Below are 23854 nucleotides of genomic sequence, written 5' to 3' on the forward strand. Positions count from 1 at the left end.
GCCGGGCAGGAGGACCCATGCTCGGCCTGATCAACCGTTCGATACAGAATTTCCTGACCGATACCTACGGGCCGGATCTGTGGCGTCAGGTCGCCCACCGGGTCGGCGCGCCGACAGAGGGTTACGAGCCGATGCTGCGCTATCCCGACAGGGAGACGCTCGGCCTGCTGAAGGCGGCGGGCGCTGAGTTGCGGCGGTCCCGTCCCGAACTGCTCGAGGATCTGGGGGCCCACCTGACAACCTGCGAGCCGGTTCGGCGCCTGTTGCGTTACGGCGGGCAGGATTTCGCCGGGTTTCTCTATTCGCTCAATGAGTTGCACGGGCGCGCGCGGATGGCGCTTGCCGATCTCGACCTGCCCGAGCTCGACCTCGTCGAGATCGGTTTGGGCGAGTATCGCCTGACGATAGAGGCTCCTCACCCCGGATGGGGGGCGGTGATGGCGGGGCTCATGCGTGCGATGGCCGACGATTACGGTGCGCTTGCCGTGATCGAGATGCCGACGGATTGCGACATGGAGGCGGTCCATATCCGTCTGCTCGACTGCCGCCATTCCGAGGCGCGCGGCTTTCGGCTGTCACATCATGTCGGGGCACAAGGATGAGCGGGACGCAAGCCGATCGGCAGATCATCGAGGCGGCGCAGGACCCCTCGGAAATGACGGCATTCCCTTCTTGTCTGGGGCGCTTCGCGCCGCTGATGAATGCCCTGATGCCGATGTTCCTCTGGATCGACGATGCCGGACGGATCCAGGGGCTGGGCCGGACCTTGCACAAGGCGCTCGATGAGGCGGAGGTGCTCGGCCAGCCCTTCGATCGCTTCTTCGCGATCGGCCGGCAGGGACATGGCGGATCGCTTTGCCCGAATGCGCGCGACGCGGAAGGCTATGCGCCGCGCAGCCTCCAGCCCCGGGAAAGCAGTGGTTTGCTGCGGGCGATGGCGCGGGAGCGCGCCATTCATCTGACATTGCGCGCGCGCCCGGGGCTCAGCCTGCGCGGCGAGGCCTTCGCGATGCCGGAAGCGGAGGGCGGCGGGGTCGTGATGAAGCTCAGCTTCGGTATCTACCTGCGGGAGGCGGTCGCCGCATTCAACCTGACAGAGAGGGATTTCTCGGCCGCCGATCTCGCGATGGAGATGCTCTACCTGCAGGAGGCGAAGTCGCTGGTCATGGCGGAGCTGCGGGCGCTGACCACGCGGCTCGAAACGGCCCGGAAGGAGGCCGAGACCCAGGCGCTGACCGATCCGCTGACCAAGCTTCCCAATCGCCGGGCGATGGAGCAGGCACTGACGAAGGCGATCGCCGGCGCCGCGGCAGGCGGGGCGCCGTTCGCGGTGGTTCAGATCGACCTCGATCACTTCAAGACCGTCAACGACACCCATGGCCATGCCGCGGGCGACTATGTGCTGCAATCGGTGGCCCGCATCCTTCGCGACGCCTTGCGGGCGGGCGATATCGCGGCGCGGATGGGGGGAGACGAGTTCCTGCTCATGCTGCGCGGGCGGCTCGGGCGGGATGAGGTCCGGGCACTTGCGGCGCGCCTGATAGCGCAGCTCGAGGCGCCGAAATGGTATGGGCGCAGCGAATGCCTCATTTCCGGCTCGCTCGGCGCCGCCTTCTCGCAGGACTACCTGCCGGAGGAGCTCGGGCAGGTCCTGGGCGATGTCGATCACGCCACCTATGCCTCCAAGGAAGCGGGGCGGGGATGTCTGCGCTTCGCGCGGCCGCCCTCGATGTGAGGGAGGGCTGAAGACGCCACTTCCCGACGCTTTGCCCTTTTCCTCGCCCCTCGCGATCGGATATGGGGCAGCGCATGAAACAGGGCTATCCCATTGCCCGGGCAGGGCAGCGCATCGGATTGCTGGGCGGATCCTTCGATCCCGCCCATGACGGTCATGTGCTGATCACGCGCGAGGCGCTGCGCAGGTTCGGGCTCGATCGGATCTGGTGGGTCGTGAGCCCCGGCAATCCGCTCAAGGCGCATGGGCCGGCGCCGCTCGCGCAACGGATGGCGCAGGCGCGGCGCCTTCTCGGAGGCGATCCGCGCGTCGAGGTGACCGATATCGAGGCCCGTCTCGGGACCCGGTTCACGGCCGATACGCTGCGGTCCCTGCGCGCACTGTATCCGGGCGTGAAATTCGTCTGGCTTATGGGCGCGGACAACCTCGTGCAGTTCGACAAATGGGAGCAGTGGCGCGAGATCATGGAGACCGTGCCGGTCGGCGTGCTGGCCCGTCCCGGATGGCGCACCGAGGGCCGCTATGCGCGTGCCGCGCGGATCTACCGCGCCGCCGAGATGCCTTTCTGGGCCTCCCAACGCCTTGCCGAGGGGCCGACACCGCGCTGGTGTTTCGTCAATATCCCGATGTCGCGTCTCTCCTCGACGGAAATCCGCCAAAGCGGCGGTTGGGTGCGCGACTGAGCTCGCCCCCTCCTTGAACCCGGACCGAACGCCACGCTAGGCTCGACCGGTCATCAGGGAGAATCGACACATGAAGGCGCTTTCACGGCGGCGGATTCTGGGCGGCATGGCAGGCGGCGCCAGCCTCGTTGCGATGCCCCGGGTGTTGCGTGCACAGGGAAGCGTCGCGTCGAGCGAGGCTCTGGTGCGCGCGGCCGGACTGAGCGGCGATGTGAGCTTCGTCGTGGCCGATCTGCGCAGCGGGCAGATCCTCGAACATCGCAACGGCGCGAAGGCGTTGCCGCCGGCCTCGGCGCTCAAATCCATCACCTCGCTCTATGCGCTCGAAATGCTGGGTTCGGAGTTCCGGTTCGGAACCCGGCTGATCGCGACGGGGCCGGTTTCCAGGGGGCTCATCCAGGGCGATCTGGTGCTCGCCGGAGGCGGTGACCCGACACTTTCGACCGACGATCTGGCCGCGATGGCCGCGAAGCTCGCCGCGCAGGGCGTGCGCGGGGTGACGGGACGGTTCCTGACCTGGTCCGGGGCCTTGCCCTATGCCCGCGAGATCGCCGAGGATCAGCCCATCTACGCGGGCTACAACCCGTCGATCTCGGGCCTGATGCTGAATTTCAACCGCGTGCATTTCGAGTGGAAGCGCGAAGGGAATGGCTGGGCCGTCAGCATGGATGCGCGGGGGCGTGACGCACGGCCCCCCGCCTACACGACGAAGGTCTCGGTCGCGGCACGCGCGAAACCCGTTTTCAGCTATTCGGATCGCGGCGGTATCGAGGAATGGACGGTCGCGTCGGCGGCACTGGGACGGGCCGGGAGCCGCTGGCTGCCGGTGCGCCACCCGGCGAGTTATGCGGGCGATGTGTTCCAGACGCTGGCGCGCGCGCAGGGTGTGCCGCTGCCCGTGCCGCGGGAGGCGGTGGCGCTGCCCGCAGGGCGCGACCTAGTGGGCGATGCCAGCGACCCCCTGTCGCCCCTGCTGCATGCGATGATGAAATACTCGACCAATCTGACTGCGGAAGCGGTGGGCATGACCGCCAGCGCCCGGTTCGGCCCGGTCGGGTCGCTGCCGGCATCCGGCAAGGCGATGACCGACTGGCTCGCCGCGCGCACGGGCGTGCAGTCGGCGCATTTCACCGATCATTCCGGGCTGCGCGCGGATGCGCGGATCTCGGCGCGTGACATGGTGACGGCGTTGCGGATGCTTGGGCCGCAACGCGGTCTGAGAGGGCTGATGAAGCCCTTCAAGCTCCGCGACGAGACGGGGCGCGCGGTCAAGGATCAGCCCTTCGCCGTCGATGCGAAGACCGGGACGCTCAATTTCGTCTCCACGCTTGCAGGCTACATGACTGCGCCCGACGGGACAGAGCTGGTTTTCGCGATCTTCACCGGCGACTTGCCGCGACGGGAGCGCGCCGGGACCGAGCTTCGGCCGCCCGGGGCACGGTCCTGGCTCAACTCCTCGAAGATCCTCCAAAGTCAGCTGCTCGCGCGGTGGGCTGCGGTCTACGGCAGTTGATCGCTTTGCCTGCGGCGGGGCGGCAGGCTGTGGCGCAAGGCGAGCAAGTCGGACGAGGCGCGAACGCGTCGGGACGAAGTGATGTCTGACGCGTGCTCAGAGCGTCAGGTGGCGGACGCGGGCACCCCACTCGATCGCCACCGCATGGAGCCGGTCGATCGCCAGTTCGCCACGGATCTCTTCGAGCAGCCGCAGCTCGGTCTGCCGGATCGTGCCATCCGCCGCGGCCACGTCGCAGGCCAGCGCATAAGCGGTCTCGAAGAGGCGCTCGGGCAGGGCGTCGCGGATCAGGCCGAACAGGGCCTCGAGCCCGTCCTCCTCCTCGAAGAGCGAGAAGACCGAGCGCGAGACGCGCGCGAGCCGGTCGATATCGTAATCCGCGAAGAGGGGCATGTGATCGACGATGCGGTTGATCGCGACCAGTTCGGAGGTGGGCACGTCTTCGTCCGCCGCGGAGACGGCGACCATGACGGCGACAAGCGCATCCTGAGGCGAGAGCGAGGCGAGAATATCGGGCAATGGATCGGCTCCTGAGCAGGGTTCGGGTGCTAATTATTGACTGTCCCGTTCCGCTTCAATAGGTGGATCGCGATCGGGCGCGACGGGCGCGCCCCAGTGAGGTATGCCATGACGAGCTTGCGTGACGCCGCGATGAAATCCAAGGCCTGGCCCTTCGAAGAGGCGCGCCGGGTTCTCAAGCGTTACGAGAAGCGCGACCCGGAGAAGGGCTATGTGCTGTTCGAGACGGGCTACGGGCCCTCGGGGCTGCCGCATATCGGCACTTTCGGCGAGGTGGCGCGCACCACGATGATCCGCCGCGCCTTCGAGGTGATCTCGGATATCCCCACGAAACTGCTGTGCTTCTCGGACGACATGGACGGGATGCGCAAGGTGCCGACCAACGTGCCCAACCAGGACATGCTGCGCGAGCACGAGCAGAAACCGCTGACCTCGGTCCCCGATCCGTTCGGCGAGTTCGACAGCTTCGGCAACCACAACAACGCCATGCTGCGCCGCTTCCTCGATACGTTCGGCTTCGAATACGAATTCGCGAGCGCCACCGACTATTACAAGTCGGGCAAGTTCGACGACATGCTGATCCGTGCGGCGCATGAGTACGATCAGATCATGGCGATCATGCTGAAATCGCTCCGCGAAGAGCGGCAGCAGACCTATTCCTGCTTCCTGCCGATCCATCCTGAAACCGGCCGCGTGCTTTACGTTCCGATGAAGGAAGTGGATGCGAAGAACGGCACCGTTACCTTCGATGACGAGGACGGGCGCGAATGGACGCTGCCGGTCACCGGCGGCAATGTGAAGCTGCAATGGAAGCCCGATTTCGGGATGCGTTGGGCCGCGCTCGACGTCGATTTCGAGATGTATGGCAAGGACCACTCGACCAACACGCCGATCTATGACGGGATTTGCCGCGTGCTGGGCGGGCGCGCGCCGGAGCATTTCACCTACGAGCTGTTCCTCGACGCCAATGGCGAGAAGATCTCGAAGTCGAAGGGCAACGGGCTGTCGATCGATGAATGGCTGACCTATGCCGCGACCGAGAGCCTGAGCTATTTCATGTATCAAAAGCCGAAGACCGCGAAGCGGCTCTGGTGGGACGTGATCCCGAAGGCGGTGGACGAATATCACCAGCAGCTGCGCGCCTATCCCGACCAAAGCGTCGATCAGCAGGTCAACAACCCGGTCTGGCACATCCATGGCGGCACCCCGCCGGAAAGCAAGATGGTCGTGCCGTTCTCGATGCTGCTCAATCTCGCGAGCGTGGCGGGGGCGTCGGACAAGGACGGGCTATGGGGCTTCATCAAGCGGTACGCACCCGAGGCGAGCCCCGAGGGCAATCCCGACCTCGATCAGGCGGCCGGCTTCGCGCTGCGCTATTTCGAGGATTTCGTGAAGCCGACCCTCGAATTCCGCCTGCCGACCGATCAGGAGCGCGCGGCGCTCGAAGATCTCGTGGCGGCGCTGAAATCGGAACAGACGGCGCTCGACCAGATCGCGCGCAAGAACGCGGCCGCGGGCAGCGACGAGGCTCTGCCGGAGGTCGACTATCACAGCGACGAGTTCCTGCAATCGGTCGTCTTCGCGATCGGCAAGAACCATGAATTCGGCAATCTGCGGGACTGGTTCAAGGCGCTCTACGAGGTGCTTCTGGGCCAGTCGCAAGGGCCGCGCTTCGGTGGGTTCATCGCGCTTTACGGTGTCGACGAAACGGTGGCGCTGATCGAGCGGGCGCTGGCGGGCGAACTGGTCGCCTAAGCCTTCCAGAGACGGTACCAGCCGCCCCAGCGAGCGCCGAGGGCGGCGGGTTTTTCCGCGAAGAGACGCGCGCCGAGAGCGAAGGCCTCGCTCTCGAGCCGCGTCATTTCCGTCTCGATCAGGCGGGTGAGGGCCGAACGCGGCTCGGGAGCGAGGTGTTCGGGCGCGGCGAGTGCCAGAACATGGAGGTCGTGGTGGTCTCCGACCAGCTCGCCCAGAATGTCGAGCGCATCTTCGCGCGGGTGCAGCATCTCCGGCCAGATCGGGGCGAGCAGGCGCGTATGATACCAATGCTGCTTCACCCGCGTGCGCCAGGCGTGGAGGTCTTCATTCTTGCCCGAGGCGCGCGCTTTCTTCATCCGTTTCCGGCAGTCCTCGAGTGTCGCCAAAAGTCCGTCCTCGTAGGCGGGCCAGCCCTTGCCACGGACTTTCCAGTGCTTGGCGCGCTTCCGGATCTCCGAGATCCGTTCGGCGAAAAGGGAGAAGGCGGCAGCGTCGATCTCGGTGTGAAGAGGGCGCAACGCCTCGAGCATCGCCCGCGCCGCAGCCGCGCCATCGAGATCCGGACCTTCACGCCCCAGTCGTAACAGCGTCGCGCGCATCACCTCGGCATCGCGCATTCCGGAAACCCCGAAAGCGGCTTCGGAAAGAGCTTTGTTCTCGCGGGGGAAATCGTCGAAGCGGGGCGCGAAGAGGCGCAGCAAGCCCCGGGTTTTCTTGATGTTCTTGCGCAGGGGATGGACCGAGCGCGACTCGCTCTCGACCTGTCTGAGCGCGGCTTTCAGTTCACCGCGAGCGACCCGGCGCAGCATCGTGGACGGGCTCTTTTCGTCGCGCGAAATCGCATAGGCCATGAGGCTCTCCGCTCGGCTACGCTCCGTTTCTCGCGCCATGATATGACAGGGGCGTGACGCTGTCAGCGTCCGCTGATCTCAGGTCTTCTTTAACCTTTCTCTCTAGCTCTTGTCCCGCCGAGGCACCCCCCGGTGGCGATCGCCACAAGGCTGATGGCCGGGGCGGGCGGGAAACTGGACAAGAGGTTGGCTGATGAACGTCGCGATTACCGAAGGGCTGGTATTGACCCCGCCCGCATTCGCCGAAGGGCTGGATCAATGGTCGAGCGAGGACGGGATGCCCGGCTCGACGACTTACGAGGGCGCGGCCAATGCGGTGCTCGTCCCGGCGGATGCGGATTTCGACGGCTGTCTGGAAATGCTCAAGACGCAGACGCTGCAAAAGCTACGTTATATGGGTGACACGCCGATCCTGCCCGGCACCTATCTGCGGATTCGCACCCGGGTGAAGGCGGTGAGCGGCAATCTGCCCGAGATCCGCATCGCCGGGCATGCGGTGAGCGGCAGCGGCGCCCATGTCGGCGGGTTGATCGAGGTCGGGCCGACCACGCTTCTGCAGAGCTATGGAAAGGTGGTCGAGATCTCCGCGATCGTCGGGACGGGCAACCGGGTCGGCGTGGATATGCCCTGGGGGCTCTCCGCGGTCCATGGGCATTTCGGGCTCGATCTGACGGGGCCCAATGGCGGGGTCCTCCGGATCGACGATTTCGAGATCGAGGACGTGACCGAGGCCTTCCTGCGCGACCTCATGGGCTGGGTGGATGTGCGGGATTTCGGTGCGGTGGGGGACGGGGCGACGGATGACAGCGCCGCCTTCGTCGCCGCAGATCAGGCCGCGGATGGGCGCAAGCTCCTTGTCTCGGCTGGGAGTTACTTTCTCGCCAATTCGATCTCGCTTTCTTCGCCGGTGGAGTTCGTGGGCACGCTGGTGATGCCGGCCTCGGCGAAGCTCGCCCTGTTGTCGTCTTTCGATTTTCCGACCTATGCGGAAGCCTTCGGGGATGAGCTCGAAGGGTTCAAGAAGGCGTTGCAGGCGCTCTTCGGTTATACCGATCACAACGTGCTCGACCTGAAGGGGCGGCGCGTCGAAGTGAGCGAACCGATCCGGATCGAGGAGTTGGCGCCGGATCTTGCGAGCTTCTCGAACCGCAGGGTACTGCAAAACGGCCAGTTCAACGTGATCGCGGGCGCGGCATGGGACGATGAGGTGGTGAGTTCGCAGGCGACCTACTCGACCGCGCTCTCGATGCAGCTGACCAATGTGGCCAATATCGCCAATATCCCCGTGGGCGCGCGGGTCAGCGGAACTGGGGTCGGCCGCGAGGTCTATGTGAAATCGAAGAATGTGGGGGCGGGGACGCTCTATCTTTCGCAGCCCCTTTACGGCGGCTCGGGCACCCGGACCTATACCTTCACCCGCAACCAGTACATCCTCGACTTTTCAGGGATGGAAAAGCTCGACCGGTTCAATGTCGCCAATGTGGAGTTCCTCTGCAACGGCGCCGCGAGTTGCATCCTGCTCGCGCCCGAGGGCCAGATGTTCCAGATCCGCGACAGCTATGTCGTACGCCCCAAGGACCGGGTGATCACCTCGATCGGGCGCGGCTGTCAGGATCTGCTGATCGACGGTTGCCAGTTCCTGTCGAACGAGATGCTGGTGCCGGCGCAGGATCGCACGACGATGGTGCTCAACGTGAATGCCAATGACACGAAGATCCGCGACTCGCGTTTCGTGCGCTTCGGGACGACCTTCGTGCTCAACGGTTCGGGGCACCTGATCGTCGGCAACCACTGGTTCCAGGGCGACGAGGAGATCAACGGGGTTCGGGTGGCGGGCCTCGTCTTCACCCAGACGAATGTGCAATCGGCGGTGACGGGCAACTACATCGACAATTCGGTGATCGAGTGGACGAACGAGCACGATGCCCATCCCGACTTCTCGAACGAATACAGCTTTGGCGGGCTGACGATCACCGGCAATACCTGCGTGTGCATCAACGTCGCGCCGTGGTTCTCATGGCTGTCGATCAAACCCTACGGGGCGGGGCATTTCGTGCAGGGCCTGAGCGTGGCGAACAATGTCTTCAAGTCATTGAACGGCAGCATCGACCGCATCGAGAAGGTCGATACGAGTTTCGCCGATCTCGACCGCGGGCGGATGCGCAATGTCGTCTTCGAGGGCAACATGTTCAACGCGGTGACCCAGATCACCCAGAACCCGGTGATGCTCGAGGTCAATCAGGGCACGGCGCAGACGGTCTGGACGGTCGATCCGGCCGGGTATCTTCCGTTCGGCGGCTGGGCGCGCAATGTCCAGAGCCTGGTGGCCGAGGGGATGGTTCGGGATGCCGCCGGGGCGCAGGTCACCGCGATGCCCTATGTCGCCGTCGAGCAGGGGGCCGACAAGACGCTCGCGACGATCAACTGGCCCGAGGCCGCGAAGGGGCGCCTGCAGGTCACCTTGCGGATGGACAACCCCATCTGATCGGCTCGCATCGCGAGAAGCAAAAAACGGCGCGCGAAGGAGGTTTCGCGCGCCGTTTCCGCATGAGGCCGGCGGTTATGTGAGGTCCTCGGGACCGAGACGCCAGGCGCGCCCGAAGCCGCCGTTGAGCGCGCCCGACAGCGGGCGCAGCTCGAAGAAGAGGAAATCCGGCAGGTCGATATAGAGAGCCGATTTCGGATGGTCCGCCAGCCAGCGATCGCGCATCGAAGGGAAGCGGAGCTCGTCGCGATGGACGGGCCGGGCCTCGATCTGCAGCGACAGGCGCGGGTGCGTGAGAGGATCGCCCCTGGGGCCCGGTTCACCGATCAGGAGCCCCGCGCGCGGGTCGGTCCTGAGTGCCGTCGTATGGGCCGCCAGTCCGGAGACGAGAGTGAGCAGTTCCCCCTGCGGGCCGGGGCCGAGGGCGATGCGGGTCACCGAAGGGTGCCCCGTCTCCGGATCGAGCACGCCGAGGCTTGCGAAGCGCGCCGCCGCGATGAGATCGCGGGCGAGCTTGCGCGCCTCCCGGTCAGCAGGGCGGAACGGGCTCGTTTTGGGGACGTCTTGCGGCATCTCTATGATCCTGCGAACCGCGCGTCGGGACAAACGGCGCGGGGGCCTTTGTGCTTCTGACAGTAGCTTGTCCCGCGGCTCCTGCAAGCCATCCGCGCCGGGACGCGTCGCCTGAGCCCAAGCTCGAATCGTGGAAGAGGCGAAGGCGTGGTCGGGCGTGCGACCGAGGTTTGACCACCGGGTAAATTCGACATTTCCGCTGTTTGGGCCTGCCCTCTGAACACGCAACCATTTGAATGTGCGTGTGAAATTTTCTCGGCTGCGCATAAAATTTACAGATTACGCGGCGAACCTGTCAAAATATTTACAGAAAAAATCAATTTATAAATGGGGTTACATGAATATTAACGAATGAGTTATGCTTCGGCGGGGTGAGCCGTCCGCGTGTGTCTGCGGGCTGTGTGCGGTTTGTTGCCGCGAGACGAATTGTTGGGAGGAAGCCAATGGCTGCTCAAGATCAGGTTTCTCAGGTTCCGGAAGTGAAGGAGGTGCCTCCGGGCTTCGAGAATGCCCATGCCGATTCCGCGAAGTATCGCGCGATGTATCAGGAATCGATCACCGACCCCGACAAGTTCTGGGGGCGTGAAGGCAAGCGGCTCGACTGGATCACTCCCTATACCAAGGTCAAGAACACCGATTTCACCTTTGGCCATGTGCAGATCAAATGGTTCGAGGACGGCGTCCTGAATGCCGCGGTGAACTGCGTCGACCGGCATCTGGAGACCCGCGGCGAGCAGACCGCGATCATCTTCGAGCCCGATGACCCGGAGACGCCCGCGCAGCACATCACCTATCGCGAGCTGTCGGAAAAGGTGAACCGCTTCGCCAACGTGCTGTTGAGCCAGGGCGTGATGCGCGGCGATCGCGTGGTGATCTACCTGCCGATGATCCCCGAGGCGGCCTATGCGATGCTGGCCTGCGCGCGGATCGGTGCGATCCACTCGATCGTCTTCGCAGGTTTCTCCCCCGATGCGCTGGCGAACCGGATCAACGATTGCGGCGCGAAGCTGGTGATCACCGCCGATACCGCCCCGCGGGGCGGGCGCCGCACGCCGCTCAAGGCGAATGCCGATGCGGCGCTGCTGCATTGTTCGGACAAGGTGCGCTGCCTCGTCGTGAAGCATACCGGCGACCAGATCACCTGGATCGACGGCCGCGACGTCGATGTGAAGGCGATGATGGAGAACGTCTCGCCCGAATGCCCGCCGCGCCCGATGAATGCCGAGGACCCGCTTTTCATTCTCTATACCTCCGGCTCGACCGGGAAGCCGAAGGGCGTCGTGCATTCGACGGGCGGCTATCTCGTCTATGCCGCGATGACCCATCAATACACGTTCGACTACCATGACGGCGACGTGTTCTGGTGCACCGCGGATGTGGGCTGGGTGACTGGCCACAGCTACATCATCTACGGGCCGCTCGCGAACGGCGCGACCACGGTGATGTTCGAGGGCGTGCCGACCTATCCGGATGCGGGGCGGTTCTGGGCGGTGTGCGAAAAGCACAAGGTGAACCAGTTCTACACCGCACCGACCGCGATCCGCGCGCTGATGGGTCAGGGCTCGGAATGGGTCGAGAAATACGACCTGTCCGATCTGAAGGTTCTCGGCTCGGTCGGCGAGCCGATCAACCCCGAGGCCTGGGCCTGGTACGACAAATATGTCGGAAAGGGCAAATGCCCGATCGTCGACACGTTCTGGCAGACCGAGACCGGCGGGCACATGCTCACGCCGCTGCCGGGCGCGATCCCGACCAAGCCGGGCTCCGCGACGCGTCCGTTCTTCGGGGTGAAACCCGTCGTGCTCGACCCGCAGACCGCGGTGCGTCAGGACGAAACCGAGGCCGAGGGGGTGCTCTGCATCGCCGATAGCTGGCCGGGGCAGATGCGCACCGTCTGGGGCGATCACGAGCGGTTCCAGGAGACCTATTTCAGCCAGTACAAGGGCTATTACTTCACCGGCGACGGCTGCCGCCGCGATAAGGACGGATATTACTGGATCACCGGCCGGGTCGACGACGTGATCAACGTTTCCGGCCACCGGATGGGCACCGCCGAGGTCGAAAGCGCGCTTGTTGCGCATCAGGCCGTGGCCGAGGCCGCCGTCGTGGGCTACCCGCACGAACTGAAGGGGCAGGGCATCTATGCCTATGTCACGCTGATGAACGATGTCGAACCCTCCGACGAGCTGCGCAAGGAGCTCGAGAAATGGGTCCGTACCGAGATCGGCCCGATCGCGAAGCCCGACATCATCCAATGGGCCCCCGGCTTGCCGAAGACCCGTTCGGGCAAGATCATGCGCCGCATCCTGCGCAAGATCGCCGAGAACGATTTCGGCGCGCTCGGGGATATCTCGACGCTGGCCGACCCGTCGGTGGTCGATGACCTGATCGCGAACCGCGGCAACGCGTGATGACGGACGGGACCGACATGATGACCGAGACCGAACCGGCCGTCCTGATCCTGCTCGGACCTCCGGGCGCGGGCAAGGGAACCCAGGCGCGCAAGCTCGAAGAGACCTACGGCCTCGTGCAGCTCTCGACCGGAGACCTGCTGCGCGCGGCAGTGGCTGCGGGCACGCCCGCGGGGCTTGCCGCGAAATCGGTGATGGAGAGCGGCGGGCTCGTCTCGGACGAGATCGTGCTGGCGATCCTGAAAGACCGCATGGCCGAGCCGGACGTCGCGAAGGGCGTCATCCTCGACGGCTTCCCGCGCACCGCGGGGCAGGCGGCGGCGCTCGACGCGCTTCTGGCCGAGACCGGTCAGGGCGGCGTCACCGCGGCGATCAACCTCAAGGTGGATGACGCGGCGATGATCGCGCGCGTCGCCGGTCGCTATACCTGCGCCAAATGCGGCGAAGGCTATCACGACGAGTTCAAGCAGCCCGCGATTGCCGGGGTCTGCGACAAATGCGGCGGCACGGAATTCAAGCGCCGGGCCGACGACAATGCCGAGACGGCGCGTGCGAGGCTCGACGCCTATCACGCGCAAACGGCGCCGCTGATCGCCCATTACCGGGCGCTCGGCGTACTCGAGGAGGTCGACGCGATGGGGTCCATCGATCAGATCGCCTCGGATCTCGGGTCGATCGTCAAACGCGTCTCGGCCTGATTTTGGGGAGGGGCGGGCCCTGAGGAGGGGGCCCGTCTGGAGAAAATCGAAAGGGAGTTACGCTCATGGCGGACAAATCTTCGTCCAACGCCTATTGGAAGGCGAACATCAAGACCATCCAGCTGTTCCTGGTGATCTGGTTCGTCGTCTCCTTCGGCTTCGGGATCCTACTGCGCCCGATGCTGGCAGGCATCAAGATCGGGGGCACCGATCTTGGATTCTGGTTTGCCCAGCAGGGCTCGATCCTCGTGTTCCTCGTGCTCATCTTCGCCTATGCGGCGCGGATGAATAAGCTCGATCGCGAACACGGCGTCGAAGAATAAGCACACACAGGGAGGAGCAGAGGGACATGGATCAGTTTACCCTCAACCTGCTGGTCGTGGGCGCGACTTTCGTGCTCTATATCGGCATCGCGATCTGGGCCCGTGCCGGGACCACGTCGGAATTCTACGCCGCCGGCCGCGGCGTTCACCCGGTCGTCAACGGCATGGCGACGGGCGCTGACTGGATGTCGGCGGCCTCGTTCATCTCGATGGCGGGCCTGATCGCCTTCGGCGGCTACGATACCTCGGTCTACCTGATGGGCTGGACCGGCGGCTACGTGCTGCTGGCGATGCTGCTTGCGCCCTATCTGCGCAAGTTCGGCAAGTTCACGGTTCCGGAATTCATCGGCGACCGTTTCTATTCGCAGACCGCGCGCACCGTGGCCGTGGTCTGTCTCATCATCGCTTCGATCACCTACGTCATCGGCCAGATGACCGGCGTGGGCGTGGCCTTCTCGCGCTTCCTCGAAGTGAGCAACACCACCGGCCTCTTCATCGGCGCCGCGATCGTGTTCCTCTACGCGGTTCTGGGCGGCATGAAGGGCATCACCTACACCCAGGTGGCGCAATATGTGGTGCTGATCATCGCCTATACCATCCCGGCGATCTTCATCTCGCTGCAGCTGACCGGCAACCCGATCCCGGGCCTGGGCCTGTTCTCGACCGATGTGAATTCCGGTGCGCCGATCCTGTCGACGCTCAACGACACGGTGGAGGCGCTCGGCTTCAAGTCCTACACGGGTCAGCATGACACGACGCTGAACATGTTCCTGTTCACCATGACGCTGATGATCGGGACCGCTGGTCTGCCCCACGTCATCGTGCGCTTCTTCACCGTCCCGAGGGTCGCCGATGCGCGTTCCTCCGCGGGTTGGGCGCTCGTCTTCATCGCGCTGCTCTACCTGACCGCTCCGGCTGTGGGCGCGATGGCACGTCTGAACCTGGTCAAGACCTTCTACCCGAACGGTGTCGACCAGCCGGCCGTGGAGATGACCGCGATCGAGAACGACCAGAACCTCGCCTGGGTCCGCAACTGGGCCAAGACCGGGCTTCTGAGCTTCGACGACAAGAATGGCGACGGCCGCATCGAATACAATGCGGGCGACGGCAACGAACTGAGTGTGAACCGCGACATCATCACGCTCGCCAACCCCGAGATCGCCAACCTTCCGGGCTGGGTGATCGCGCTGGTGGCGGCCGGTGGTCTGGCGGCGGCGCTCTCGACCGCGGCGGGCCTGCTGATGGCGATTTCGTCGGCGGTGTCGCATGACCTGATCAAGTCGCAGATCAACCCGAACATCTCGGAAAAAGGCGAGCTTCTGGCCGCCCGGATCTCGATGGCGGTGGCGATCGCGGTGGCGACATATCTGGGTCTCAATCCGCCCGGCTTCGCGGCGCAGACGGTGGCACTGGCCTTCGGTCTGGCGGCAAGCTCGATCTTCCCGGCGCTGATGATGGGGATCTTCTCGAAGAAGATCAACAACACGGGCGCCGTGGCGGGCATGCTGGTCGGCCTGACGACCACCCTCGTCTACATCTTCCTGCACAAGGGCTGGTTCTTCATTCCGGACACCAACACCTTCACCGATGCGAACCCGATGATCCTCTCGATCAAGTCGACCTCGTTCGGCGTGATCGGTGCGGTCCTCAACTTCGCGACGGCCTTCCTGGTCTCGAACGCGACCAAGGAGACCCCGGAAGACATCCAGGAGCTCGTCGAGTCGATCCGCGTGCCGAAAGGCGCCGGTGCGGCGGTGGACCACTGAGACACGGCTCGGGACGGGGTCTATCCTCGTCCCGGCCCCTGAAATGCCGGCAGGCGCCCCCCGGGGCGCCGCCACCACCCAAAGGACGAGATCATGGCCGCCGATCTGACCCCGATCCTCGCATTTCTCGAAGGCGTCCATCCCTATGACAACCTGCCGCGCAACGAGCTGGAACGTGTCGCCAGTTCCTTCCGCCGCAGGGAACTGCCCGAAGGATCCGTGGTCTATTCCTTCCGCGAGCCGCTCGAGGGAATCTACCTGATCAAGAGCGGATCGGTCGAGGTCACCGATCGGAACGGGGCGCTGGTCTCGATCCTGGGGCCGCGCAACACCTTCGGCGAACGCGGGTTGATGCGCGACGGGCTGGCCGCGACCACCGCGCGCACGAGCTCCCCAACCGTCCTTCTCGAATTGCCGGCCGAGGCGTTCCGCGAGCTCTCGAAGACCGTCCCCGCCTTCTCGCGTTTCTTCAACCGTGCCCGCAGCGGCGAGGCGCGCAACCATTCGATCGCGACGATGAAGATCTCGGAGCTCTTCGCGCAAGCGCCGATCTCCTGCGCGCCGGACACCACCGTCGCCGAGGCCGCGCGGCAGATGCGTGACCGGCGGATCTCGTCGCTCGGGGTGACCGATCCCGAGAACCGTCTTCTGGGCATCGTCACGGTGCGCGATCTGTCGAACAAGGTGCTGGCCGAGGGGCGCGCGCCCGAGACGCCGGTGCGCGAGGTGATGACCGCCGATCCGGTCTCGCTCCCGCCAGACGGGCTCGGCTCGGACCTGCTCCATATCATGTTCGAGAAGCGGATCGGGCATCTGCCGGTCACCGATCGCGGACGCTTCGTGGGGATGGTCACCCAGACCGACCTCACGCGGTTCCAGGCGGTGTCCTCGGCGGTGCTGATCCGCGATGTGGCGGCCGCCGAGAGCGTGGAGGACATGGCGGCGGTGACCGCGCAGATCCCGCAGCTTCTGGTGCAGCTGGTGGGCGGCCATCACGCCCACGAGGTGGTCACGCGGCTGATCACCGATATCGCCGATGCGGTCACCCGGCGGCTTCTCGCGATGGCCGAGGATCGGCTCGGGCCGCCGCCCGTGCCCTATCTGTGGATGGCCTGCGGCAGCCAGGGGCGGCAGGAGCAGACCGGGGTCAGCGATCAGGATAACTGCCTGATCCTGGACGACGCGGTGACGGATGCGGACATGGCCTATTTCCGGCAGCTCGCGAAGATCGTCTCGGACGGGCTCAACGCCTGCGGGTATGTCTATTGCCCGGGCGACATGATGGCGACCAATCCGCGCTGGTGCCAGCCGGTTCGGGTCTGGCGCGACTATTTCGACGGCTGGATCGCGACGCCCAATCCCGAGGCGCAGATGCTCGCCTCGGTGATGTTCGATCTGCGCGCGATCGGCGGCAACGGAGCGGGGCTGTTTGCAGATCTGCAGGCGCGGACCCTCGAGAAAGCCTCCAAGAACTCGATCTTCGTCGCCCATATGATCGCCAATTCGCTCAAGCACACGCCGCCTCTCGGGCTGATCCGCGGCTTCGCGACGATCCGCTCGGGCGAGTATCGCAACCATATCGACATGAAGCATAACGGCGTGGTGCCGGTCGCCGATCTGGCCCGGGTCTATGCGCTGCGCGGGCGTCTGCCCGAGGTGAATACCCGCGCGCGGCTGCTGGAGGCCGAGGAGGCGGGCGTGCTGTCGCATTCGGGCGCGCGCGATCTGACCGAGGCCTATGACCTGATCGCGTCGATGCGGCTGGAGAACCAAGCGAACCTCGCCCGCGCCGGCCGCAAGCCCGACAATTACCTCGCCCCTTCCGACCTGTCCGATTTCGAACGCTCGCATCTGCGCGACGCCTTCGTGGTGGTGCGCACGATGCAATCCGCGCTCGGGCACGGCAAGGGCGTGATGAGCTAAGGAGAGCCAATGACCAACGACTACATCGCCACCCTCGCTGCCGGAGCATTCGCCGCTCTCGTGGTCTTCCTGCTCAACCATCTGAGCAAGAAGGTCCGCGGTGAGAAGCTGCCGAAATGGCTGATGCCCGCAGCGATCGGCGCGGCGCTGATCGGCTACACGGTCTGGAGCGAATATAGCTGGTATCCGAAGATGCGCGCGGGCATGCCCGACTCGGTGGTGGTGCTGCAGACGATCGACGAGAGCGTGCCGTGGCGTCCCTGGTCCTATCTCGTGCCGATGGTCGTGCGGTTCATGGCGGTGGATGCGGACAAGGTCGTCCACCCCGTCGCCGACAAGCCGGAACTGGCCGAGACCGACCTTCTGCTGATCGAGCGCTGGCAGCCGCTGAGAACCGTGCCCACGGTCTATGACTGCGCCACGGGCAGCCGGGCCGATCTGGTGGGCGGGGCGGAGCTGTCGGATACGGGCGAGCTTGTCGGCGGCGGATGGTTGAAGCTCTCCGACCAGGATCCGGGCCTGAAGGCAGTTTGCGCAGGAGGATGAGAAGATGCCGGGGGGCAGGAAACATCGCGTCCTGATCGTCGAGGACGAAGACAATATCGCGATCGCGCTCGACTATCTGATGAGCCGCGAGGGCTATGATCACGACCGGATCGCCACGGGGCGCGGGGCGCTCGACAAGATCCGCGAGACCCATCCCGATCTCGTGCTGCTCGACGTGATGCTGCCCGAGGTTTCGGGCTACGAGATCTGTCAGGAGGTGCGCGCCGACAAGGGCCTGGGCGATGTGAAGATCCTGATGATGACCGCCCGCGGCTCGGCGATGGAGCGGCGCAAGGGCCTCGCGCTCGGCGCCGACGGTTTCATCGCCAAGCCCTTCGAGCTCAAGGAATTGCGCGACGAGGTGCGGCGCATTCTCGACCGGGGAACGGCCTGATGACACCCGCCCGGCTCAGCCTGCGCATCCGGGTGTTCCTCTTCTTTGCCGCCCTCGCGCTCGGAAGCCTCGTGGCGATCGCGGGCGGGCTCTGGTTCGGATATCTGCGGCTCGATGACGCGAACCCGCTCGATGCGCTGGTGATCGGAGGGACGGTCGCGGGCTTCGTGACGCTGGGGCTGATCGCCTGGGTCTGGTTCCTGTTCGACGAGCATGTCGCGAAGCCGATCGAGCGGCTCTCGGGCCTCTTGCGCGCGCGCGGTGCGGCCGAGGTCGAGGGCGAGCTCGATGCCGGTATCGCGCGCCATCTCGGCGATCTCGCCCCGGCCGCCGCCGCCGTGGCGCGCAGCCTCGCCCAGACCCGCAACGCGCTCACCGAGGCCGTCCAGCGCGAAACCACCCGGCTTGCGCAGGAGAAGGAACGGCTCGAGACGCTCCTGTCGGACGTGCCGGTGGGCGTGCTTCTATGTACCCCCGATCACCAGCTCGCCTTCTATAACGGGCAGGCGGTGGCGCTTCTGGGCGGTGCGCACGGGCCCGGGCTCGACCGGCGCCTCTTCGACTACCTCCACCGCCCGCCGATCGCCCATGCCTATGACCGGCTGCGCGCGACCGACGATCCCGATGCCGCCTCCGACCTGCTCTGCGCGACGGTGGCCGACGGGCGGGTGCTGGCTGCGCGCATGCGGCTTCTCGCGGAAGGGGAGGATCATCATCTGGGCGCGCGGCCCGGCTATGTGCTCACCCTGCGCGACGTCTCGGCCGACATGGCCGAACATGCCCAGCGCGAGCAGTTCATGGACGAGCTCTTCGACCGGATCCGACGCCCCGCCGCGGCGCTGCAATCGCTGATCGGGGTGCTGGCCGCCGATGACGGGCCGGAGCCCGGGCCCGAGCGCGACCGGGTGCGCGAGGCCGCCCGGAGCGAGGCCGGCGCGCTTTCCGCCTCGATCCACGGCTTCTTCGAACGCCACGAGGCGCAACGGCTCGGCTGGTGGCCGCTCTCGATGATCCGGGCCTCCGATCTGGGCGAGGCGGTCGCGGCGCGGGTCGGCGCGGAAGGCGGCGAGATCGAACCGGTGACCGCGGCTCTGATGGTGCGCTGCGAGGGGTTCGAGATCGTCGCCCTGATCGCCGCGCTGGTGCGCAGGCTGGCCGGGCGCACCAAGTTTCGCCTCGAGATCACCGAGGATGGGCCGGGCGCGATGATCGCGCTTGGCTGGGAGGGGCCTCCGGTTTCCATCCCCGAGCTCGAGACCTGGCTCGACGCGCCGCTCGATATCGGGCTCGAGGATGTCACCGGGCGGCGCGTGCTGGCGATCCACGCCGCCGAGATCTGGCCCGAAACGCGCGCGGGCGGCCGCGCCCGGCTCTGCCTGCCGCTGCGCGAGGCGCGTCTGGTCACCTCCCGCCCCGCCCCGGTCCCGCGCGCCGTGGTGTATGATTTCGACCTGCTCTCGCGCGAGCGGGTGGAGGAATTCGCCCAGACACCGCTTGCCGAGCTGACCTATGTGGTCTTCGACACCGAAACCACCGGTCTCTTGCCGAGCGAGGGCGACGAGATCGTGCAGATCGCCGCGGTGCGCATCGTCAACGGCCGTCGCCTCGATGCGGAGGTCTTCGACACGCTCGTCGATCCCGGCCGCCCGATCCCGCCATCCTCGACCGAGGTGCACGGGATCTCGAACGCGATGGTCGACGGCGCCCCCGGGATTGCCGAAGTGGGGCGGCGCTTTCACAGATTCGCCGAGGGCGCGGTGCTCGTGGCCCATAACGCGCCCTTCGACATGGAATTCCTGCACCGCAAGGAGCCCGCGATCGGCGCGCGCTTCGACCACCCGATCCTCGACACGGTGCTGCTCTCGGCGGTGGTCTTCGGCCAATCCGAGCGCCACACGCTCGACGCGCTCACCCATCGCCTCGGGATCACCATTCCCGAAGAGGCGCGCCACACCGCGATCGGGGACACGGTCGCGACGGCCGATGCCTTCCTGAAGCTGCTCCCCGCGCTTCAGGCCCGCGGCCTGACGACTTTCGGTGCGCTCGTGGCCGAGCTGCGCAAGCACGGGCGCCTGATCAAGGACATGAACGAATAGGGGCTCCGCCCCCGCCCGCTTGCGCGGCCTCCCCCGGGATATTTTCTCAAGAGGAAGCAGATCGCGTTTCGCTTCCTCTTGACCGAAATATCCCGGGGGTGAATTTGCGCAGCAAAGAGGGGGCAGCGCCCCCCGCGGCGTCACAGGATCTCGAGCACGGCCTCGGGGGGGCGGCCGATCCGGGCGGCGGAATCGGTGAGAACCAGCGGACGCTCGATCAGTTTCGGATTGGCCGCGAGAGCCGACAGGATCTCGTTCTCGTCGGCATCCTTCCCGAGGTCGGTATCCTTCCAGCGCATCAGCGCCGAGGCGGGGGAACCAAGCTTCATCAGCGCGTCTTGCAGCTCGACCATGGTCGGCGGCTCTTTCTGATAGTCGCGGATCACCGGCTCGAACCCGCGTTCGTGCAGCAGCGCCAGCGTCCGGCGCGATTTCGAGCAGCGCGGATTGTGCCAGATCGTCAGAGCCATCTCTCCCTCCCGGTGCTGACCGCCTCGCCAACGTTCGAAAATCCGTCGCGTTCCAGAAGAGCGTCGAGGCCGTGCGCGATCTCGGCGGCGAGCGAGAGCCCCGAGAAGACCATCGCGGTGTAGAGCTGGACCGCGGAGGCGCCGGCACGGATCTTCTCATAGGCCTGTTCGGCCGAGCCCACGCCGCCCACGCCGATCAGCGGCAGCCGCCCCTCGGTGAGCTGCGAGAGCCGGGCGAGGATGCGGGTGGATTTCTCGAAGAGCGGCGCGCCCGACAGCCCGCCCTGATCGGAGGGGCTGGGGGTGGAGAGCCCTTCGCGCGAAAGCGTGGTATTGGTCGCGATCACCCCGTCGATGCCGCTCTCGAGCGCCACTTCGGCGATTTCGGCCAGTTCGGCTTCGCCGAGATCCGGCGCGATCTTGAGAAAGACCGGGATCGGGCGCGCGAGGTCGTCGCGGGTCTCGATGACCCCCGCGAGCAGCGCCGAGAGCGCCGCCTTGCCCTGCAGATCGCGCAGCTTCTCGGTATTGGGCGAGGAGACGTTCACCGTCGCGAAGTCGATATGCGGGCCCGCATGGGCGAGCACGGTCGCAAAATCGCGCGCGCGGTCGGGGGCGTCCTTGTTGGCGCCGAGATTGAGGCCGACCGGGATGCCGCCGGGCCGCGCGGCGAGGCGGGCGGCGATCGGCTCCATGCCTTGGTTGTTGAAACCGAAGCGGTTGATCGCGGCGCGGTCGGCGGGCAGGCGCCACAGGCGCGGGCGCCGGTTGCCTTCCTGCGCGCGCGGCGTCGCGGCGCCGACCTCGATGAAGCCGAACCCCGCGCGCATCAGCTGCGGCACGGCTTCGGCATTCTTGTCGAACCCCGCGGCGAGGCCGACCGGGTTGGGCAGCGCGAGCCCGGCGAGATCGGTGGCGAGGCGCGGCGAGGTGACCGGGCCGGGCAGCGGCACGAGCCCTAGGCGCAACGCGCGCAACGAAAGGCCATGCGCGGTCTCGGGATCGAGGCGGTGCAGCAGCGCGAGCCCGGCGCGCTCGACGAGGGTGCTCACGACATCTCCTTCGGGAAGATATGGCCCGCCGCCCCGAGCGGCAGGGCGTGATCCCAGATCACCTCGCTCATCTGCAGCGGGCGGTAGAGATGCGGGAAGAGGGCGCCGCCGCGCGAGGGCTCCCATTTCAGCTCCGTCCCCATCCGCTCGGCCTCGAAGGCGACGAGGACGAGATCGGACTGCCCGTCGAAATGCTTGGCGGCGGTCTCGACCACCTGTTCGGCGGTCGAGAAATGGATATAGCCGTCCTGAAGGTCGATCGGCGCGCCGAGCGTGTGGCCGGCTTCGCGGAAGGCATCCCATTCGGGGCGGCGGAAAATCTTGTAGATCAGCATGGGTTTCCCTTGCCCCAAAGGCGCGGCCCGGTCAAGCGGCGGGGCTTGAGCCTGCCGCCGGGCCCTCTACCTTGAACCCATGTGCGGACGCATGGCAAATATCCTTCCCGTCGATGCGATGGCGCGGCTCTTCAAGGCCGTGCCGGGCAACGATCTGCCCGAGGGGCCGCGCTACAATATCTGTCCGACCCAGCCGCTTGCGGTCTGCGTCTCGCTCGGGGGGCATCGGCAGTTGCGCGCGATGCGATGGGGCTTCGTGCCGCATTGGTACAAGAGCCCGACCGACGGCCCGCTGCTGATCAATGCCCGTGCCGAGACGGTCGCCGAGAAACCGGCTTTCCGCGCCGCGATCCGGGACCGGCGCTGCCTGATCGCGGCGAACGGGTTCTACGAATGGCATCGCGAGGGCGAGGCGAAACTGCCCTGGTTCGTCTCGCGCCGCGATGGCGAGCCGATCGTCTTCGGCGCGCTCTGGCAGGACTGGGAACGGGGCGGGGAGTTGCTCACGACCTGTGCGATCGTGACCGTTTCGGCGGGGCCGACGCTCGCCCCGATCCATCACCGCGAGCCGTTGGTGATCGAGAAGAACGACTGGGCGAAATGGCTGGGCGAGGAGGGGCACGGCGCGGCGCGTCTGATGCAGCCGCGCCCCGAAGGCGTGTTGCAGGCCTGGCGCGTGGGGATGGAGGTGAATTCGAACCGCGCTTCGGGACCCGAACTTTGCACGCCGCTGGCCGATCCCGCTTGAACGCCGGCGCGCGGGAGGGTATGCACAAGCCCGACGCGGGTGTAGCTCAATGGTAGAGCCGCAGCCTTCCAAGCTGAAGACGTGGGTTCGATTCCCATCACCCGCTCCACTTTCCCAGTATCAGGACTGATGCGAGTGACGCGCTGGCGGCGCGTCCGGCGCGCAGTGGTTCTCCTTGTTCTCCGGAAAAGGGGGAGGGAGGCGCGCGAACCGGGCAGGGCCGCTTCGAAACCTTCGCCGCCTCACTAAATCGCGGGACGCCGCGCCTCCATGCGTTCGGCCATCTCCGCATGACCCGAGGCCTTGAGCCCCTCGATGGCACCGCGGTAATCGCCAGCCTCGCGCTTCTGACTGAGCTTCGATTTTGCGAATGTCCGGGTCGCTGCGATCCGGAACGCGACGATTCCGGCGAGCATCTGCTCCATATAGTCGGCGGGGGCATCCGCCATCCGCCATGCGTCCTTCCCGTTCAAGCGGCGTTCATGGTCGCGTGTCAGCAACCCGACGGCCGCGCGCTTCGAACGCTCGTCATGCTGGAAACTGATATCGCCATAGACGTGCACGACCTCGTAGTTCCATGTCGGCACGTGCCGATGATGGTCCTGCTTGGTCGGGTAGAAGTTGGGAGAGACATAGGCATCATCGCGACGGAAGACGGCGAGCACCTCCTGACCCTCTGCCACAAGGCGATGCATATCATTGGCCAGAGCGACGTGACCCAGAAGATCGCCGTTTGCCGCTCTGAGCAGCGGGAGGTGATTGGCGATCAGGCCGCTATCGGTCTGTGCGACGAGGCATGCCAGCGGCGCGGCTTCGATCGTCGCCGCAATCGCGTTCATGTCCGCTTCTTCGAAATGTGGAGGAAGATACATTTTCGCCTGTCCCGCCTGGTGCTGCATCGGAACATCTATAGGGCGGTTCTTCCGGTGCTCGCAATCTCCACTCTCCCCGATCGGTGGAGCGAGACACCTTGCG

The 23854-nt window shown here is 65.9% G+C and carries 22 protein-coding genes and 1 tRNA gene; 16 read left to right on the forward strand and 7 right to left on the reverse strand.

Going from position 1 to position 23854, the window contains the following annotated elements; all coding sequences use genetic code 11:
- The first annotated feature begins 17 nt into the window (after positions 1-17).
- The 4 genes from DW2_RS00835 (at position 18) to dacB (ending at position 3931) form a co-directional block, all read left to right on the forward strand.
- Entirely contained in the window at positions 18-602 is a 585-nt protein-coding gene (locus DW2_RS00835) for a heme NO-binding domain-containing protein (RefSeq protein WP_038142582.1), read from the forward strand.
- Positions 599-1735 (forward strand): GGDEF domain-containing protein, encoded by a 1137-nt coding sequence (locus DW2_RS00840; protein WP_051855110.1) that lies wholly within the window; start codon positions 599-601, stop codon positions 1733-1735. Before DW2_RS00835 ends, DW2_RS00840 begins: the two co-directional genes overlap by 4 nt.
- 74 nt (positions 1736-1809) lie before the next feature.
- Positions 1810-2418, forward strand: a complete 609-nt coding sequence (locus DW2_RS00845) for a nicotinate-nucleotide adenylyltransferase (protein ID WP_038142587.1) — start codon at positions 1810-1812, stop codon at positions 2416-2418.
- A gap of 70 nt (positions 2419-2488) precedes the next feature.
- On the forward strand, positions 2489-3931 hold the full coding sequence (gene dacB, locus DW2_RS00850) for a D-alanyl-D-alanine carboxypeptidase/D-alanyl-D-alanine endopeptidase (RefSeq protein ID WP_038142588.1): 1443 nt from the start codon (positions 2489-2491) through the stop codon (positions 3929-3931).
- Between the two features lie 96 nt (positions 3932-4027).
- On the opposite strand, the gene DW2_RS00855 is transcribed toward dacB, so the two are convergent.
- Positions 4028-4450: a tellurite resistance TerB family protein gene (locus tag DW2_RS00855; RefSeq protein WP_038142589.1), complete on the reverse strand. Its 423-nt coding sequence runs from the start codon at positions 4448-4450 to the stop codon at positions 4028-4030.
- A gap of 108 nt (positions 4451-4558) precedes the next feature.
- On the opposite strand from DW2_RS00855, the gene DW2_RS00860 reads away from it, so the two are divergent.
- Positions 4559-6205 (forward strand): lysine--tRNA ligase, encoded by a 1647-nt coding sequence (locus tag DW2_RS00860; protein WP_038142590.1) that lies wholly within the window; start codon positions 4559-4561, stop codon positions 6203-6205.
- Here DW2_RS00860 and DW2_RS00865 read toward each other — a convergent pair.
- Positions 6202-7059, reverse strand: coding sequence for a CHAD domain-containing protein (locus DW2_RS00865; protein ID WP_038142591.1), 858 nt, complete (start codon positions 7057-7059; stop codon positions 6202-6204). The two genes, DW2_RS00860 and DW2_RS00865, sit on opposite strands and share 4 nt — an antisense overlap.
- 193 nt (positions 7060-7252) lie before the next feature.
- Here DW2_RS00865 and DW2_RS00870 point away from each other — a divergent pair, with 193 nt between their 5' ends.
- The gene (locus tag DW2_RS00870; protein ID WP_038142592.1) at positions 7253-9544 is read left to right on the forward strand and encodes a glycosyl hydrolase family 28-related protein; all 2292 of its coding nucleotides are present in this window, start codon (positions 7253-7255) and stop codon (positions 9542-9544) included.
- Positions 9545-9619: 75 nt separating this feature from the next.
- Here the strand turns inward: DW2_RS00870 and DW2_RS00875 are convergent, their stop codons facing one another.
- Positions 9620-10117 (reverse strand): HugZ family pyridoxamine 5'-phosphate oxidase, encoded by a 498-nt coding sequence (locus tag DW2_RS00875; RefSeq protein ID WP_038142594.1) that lies wholly within the window; start codon positions 10115-10117, stop codon positions 9620-9622.
- 443 nt (positions 10118-10560) lie between these two features.
- Here DW2_RS00875 and acs point away from each other — a divergent pair, with 443 nt between their 5' ends.
- The 8 genes from acs to DW2_RS00915 all read left to right on the forward strand — a co-directional run bounded on the left by acs (position 10561) and on the right by DW2_RS00915 (position 20274).
- The gene (acs, locus tag DW2_RS00880; RefSeq protein ID WP_081874792.1) at positions 10561-12528 is read left to right on the forward strand and encodes an acetate--CoA ligase; all 1968 of its coding nucleotides are present in this window, start codon (positions 10561-10563) and stop codon (positions 12526-12528) included.
- Positions 12528-13226 carry an adenylate kinase gene (locus tag DW2_RS00885; protein ID WP_038142596.1) on the forward strand — a complete coding sequence of 233 codons (699 nt, stop codon included), beginning with the start codon at positions 12528-12530 and terminating at the stop codon, positions 13224-13226. Before acs ends, DW2_RS00885 begins: the two co-directional genes overlap by 1 nt.
- Positions 13227-13291: 65 nt before the next feature.
- The gene (locus DW2_RS00890; RefSeq protein WP_038142598.1) at positions 13292-13549 is read left to right on the forward strand and encodes a DUF4212 domain-containing protein; all 258 of its coding nucleotides are present in this window, start codon (positions 13292-13294) and stop codon (positions 13547-13549) included.
- 26 nt (positions 13550-13575) lie between these two features.
- Positions 13576-15315: a sodium:solute symporter family protein gene (locus DW2_RS00895; RefSeq protein WP_038142600.1), complete on the forward strand. Its 1740-nt coding sequence runs from the start codon at positions 13576-13578 to the stop codon at positions 15313-15315.
- Between the two features lie 93 nt (positions 15316-15408).
- On the forward strand, positions 15409-17238 hold the full coding sequence (locus tag DW2_RS00900) for a DUF294 nucleotidyltransferase-like domain-containing protein (RefSeq protein ID WP_038142601.1): 1830 nt from the start codon (positions 15409-15411) through the stop codon (positions 17236-17238).
- A gap of 9 nt (positions 17239-17247) precedes the next feature.
- Positions 17248-17784 (forward strand): hypothetical protein, encoded by a 537-nt coding sequence (locus DW2_RS00905; protein WP_038142602.1) that lies wholly within the window; start codon positions 17248-17250, stop codon positions 17782-17784.
- 4 nt (positions 17785-17788) lie between these two features.
- On the forward strand, positions 17789-18178 hold the full coding sequence (locus DW2_RS00910) for a response regulator transcription factor (RefSeq protein WP_038142603.1): 390 nt from the start codon (positions 17789-17791) through the stop codon (positions 18176-18178).
- Entirely contained in the window at positions 18178-20274 is a 2097-nt protein-coding gene (locus tag DW2_RS00915; protein ID WP_038142604.1) for a 3'-5' exonuclease, read from the forward strand. Before DW2_RS00910 ends, DW2_RS00915 begins: the two co-directional genes overlap by 1 nt.
- A gap of 140 nt (positions 20275-20414) precedes the next feature.
- Here the strand turns inward: DW2_RS00915 and arsC are convergent, their stop codons facing one another.
- From arsC to DW2_RS00930, 3 genes are read right to left on the reverse strand one after another with little or no spacing between them, the layout of a single operon-like run.
- Positions 20415-20744, reverse strand: a complete 330-nt coding sequence (gene arsC, locus DW2_RS00920; protein WP_038142605.1) for an arsenate reductase (glutaredoxin) — start codon at positions 20742-20744, stop codon at positions 20415-20417.
- A complete protein-coding gene (locus DW2_RS00925; protein ID WP_038142606.1) occupies positions 20735-21796 on the reverse strand; it encodes a quinone-dependent dihydroorotate dehydrogenase in 1062 nt (353 codons plus the stop codon). The genes arsC and DW2_RS00925 overlap by 10 nt, the downstream gene beginning before the upstream one ends.
- Entirely contained in the window at positions 21793-22131 is a 339-nt protein-coding gene (locus tag DW2_RS00930) for a DUF952 domain-containing protein (RefSeq protein ID WP_038142607.1), read from the reverse strand. The genes DW2_RS00925 and DW2_RS00930 overlap by 4 nt, the downstream gene beginning before the upstream one ends.
- Before the next feature lie 79 nt (positions 22132-22210).
- On the opposite strand from DW2_RS00930, the gene DW2_RS00935 reads away from it, so the two are divergent.
- Together DW2_RS00935 and DW2_RS00940 are read left to right on the forward strand one after the other, a co-directional pair.
- Positions 22211-22879 (forward strand): SOS response-associated peptidase, encoded by a 669-nt coding sequence (locus DW2_RS00935; RefSeq protein WP_038142608.1) that lies wholly within the window; start codon positions 22211-22213, stop codon positions 22877-22879.
- Between the two features lie 35 nt (positions 22880-22914).
- Positions 22915-22988, forward strand: a tRNA-Gly gene (locus DW2_RS00940).
- A gap of 136 nt (positions 22989-23124) precedes the next feature.
- Here the strand turns inward: DW2_RS00940 and DW2_RS00945 are convergent.
- On the reverse strand, positions 23125-23778 hold the full coding sequence (locus DW2_RS00945) for an FMN-binding negative transcriptional regulator (RefSeq protein ID WP_337588229.1): 654 nt from the start codon (positions 23776-23778) through the stop codon (positions 23125-23127).
- Between the last annotated feature and the right edge of the window lie 76 nt (positions 23779-23854).

The organism is Thioclava atlantica (assembly GCF_000737065.1).
Taxonomy (GTDB): Bacteria; Pseudomonadota; Alphaproteobacteria; order Rhodobacterales; family Rhodobacteraceae; genus Thioclava; species Thioclava atlantica.

Excerpts from the sequence above, each read along its gene's own strand:
- DW2_RS00835 (WP_038142582.1), top strand. The coding sequence starts at position 18 with ATGCTCGGCCTGATCAACCGTTCGATACAGAATTTCCTGACCGATACC.
- DW2_RS00840 (WP_051855110.1), top strand. The coding sequence starts at position 599 with ATGAGCGGGACGCAAGCCGATCGGCAGATCATCGAGGCGGCGCAGGAC.
- DW2_RS00845 (WP_038142587.1), top strand. The coding sequence starts at position 1,810 with ATGAAACAGGGCTATCCCATTGCCCGGGCAGGGCAGCGCATCGGATTG.
- dacB (WP_038142588.1), top strand. The coding sequence starts at position 2,489 with ATGAAGGCGCTTTCACGGCGGCGGATTCTGGGCGGCATGGCAGGCGGC.
- DW2_RS00860 (WP_038142590.1), top strand. The coding sequence starts at position 4,559 with ATGACGAGCTTGCGTGACGCCGCGATGAAATCCAAGGCCTGGCCCTTC.
- DW2_RS00865 (WP_038142591.1), bottom strand. The coding sequence starts at position 7,059 with ATGGCCTATGCGATTTCGCGCGACGAAAAGAGCCCGTCCACGATGCTG.
- DW2_RS00870 (WP_038142592.1), top strand. The coding sequence starts at position 7,253 with ATGAACGTCGCGATTACCGAAGGGCTGGTATTGACCCCGCCCGCATTC.
- DW2_RS00875 (WP_038142594.1), bottom strand. The coding sequence starts at position 10,117 with ATGCCGCAAGACGTCCCCAAAACGAGCCCGTTCCGCCCTGCTGACCGG.
- acs (WP_081874792.1), top strand. The coding sequence starts at position 10,561 with ATGGCTGCTCAAGATCAGGTTTCTCAGGTTCCGGAAGTGAAGGAGGTG.
- DW2_RS00885 (WP_038142596.1), top strand. The coding sequence starts at position 12,528 with ATGACGGACGGGACCGACATGATGACCGAGACCGAACCGGCCGTCCTG.
- DW2_RS00890 (WP_038142598.1), top strand. The coding sequence starts at position 13,292 with ATGGCGGACAAATCTTCGTCCAACGCCTATTGGAAGGCGAACATCAAG.
- DW2_RS00895 (WP_038142600.1), top strand. The coding sequence starts at position 13,576 with ATGGATCAGTTTACCCTCAACCTGCTGGTCGTGGGCGCGACTTTCGTG.
- DW2_RS00900 (WP_038142601.1), top strand. The coding sequence starts at position 15,409 with ATGGCCGCCGATCTGACCCCGATCCTCGCATTTCTCGAAGGCGTCCAT.
- DW2_RS00905 (WP_038142602.1), top strand. The coding sequence starts at position 17,248 with ATGACCAACGACTACATCGCCACCCTCGCTGCCGGAGCATTCGCCGCT.
- DW2_RS00910 (WP_038142603.1), top strand. The coding sequence starts at position 17,789 with ATGCCGGGGGGCAGGAAACATCGCGTCCTGATCGTCGAGGACGAAGAC.
- DW2_RS00915 (WP_038142604.1), top strand. The coding sequence starts at position 18,178 with ATGACACCCGCCCGGCTCAGCCTGCGCATCCGGGTGTTCCTCTTCTTT.
- arsC (WP_038142605.1), bottom strand. The coding sequence starts at position 20,744 with ATGGCTCTGACGATCTGGCACAATCCGCGCTGCTCGAAATCGCGCCGG.
- DW2_RS00930 (WP_038142607.1), bottom strand. The coding sequence starts at position 22,131 with ATGCTGATCTACAAGATTTTCCGCCGCCCCGAATGGGATGCCTTCCGC.
- DW2_RS00935 (WP_038142608.1), top strand. The coding sequence starts at position 22,211 with ATGTGCGGACGCATGGCAAATATCCTTCCCGTCGATGCGATGGCGCGG.
- DW2_RS00945 (WP_337588229.1), bottom strand. The coding sequence starts at position 23,778 with ATGCAGCACCAGGCGGGACAGGCGAAAATGTATCTTCCTCCACATTTC.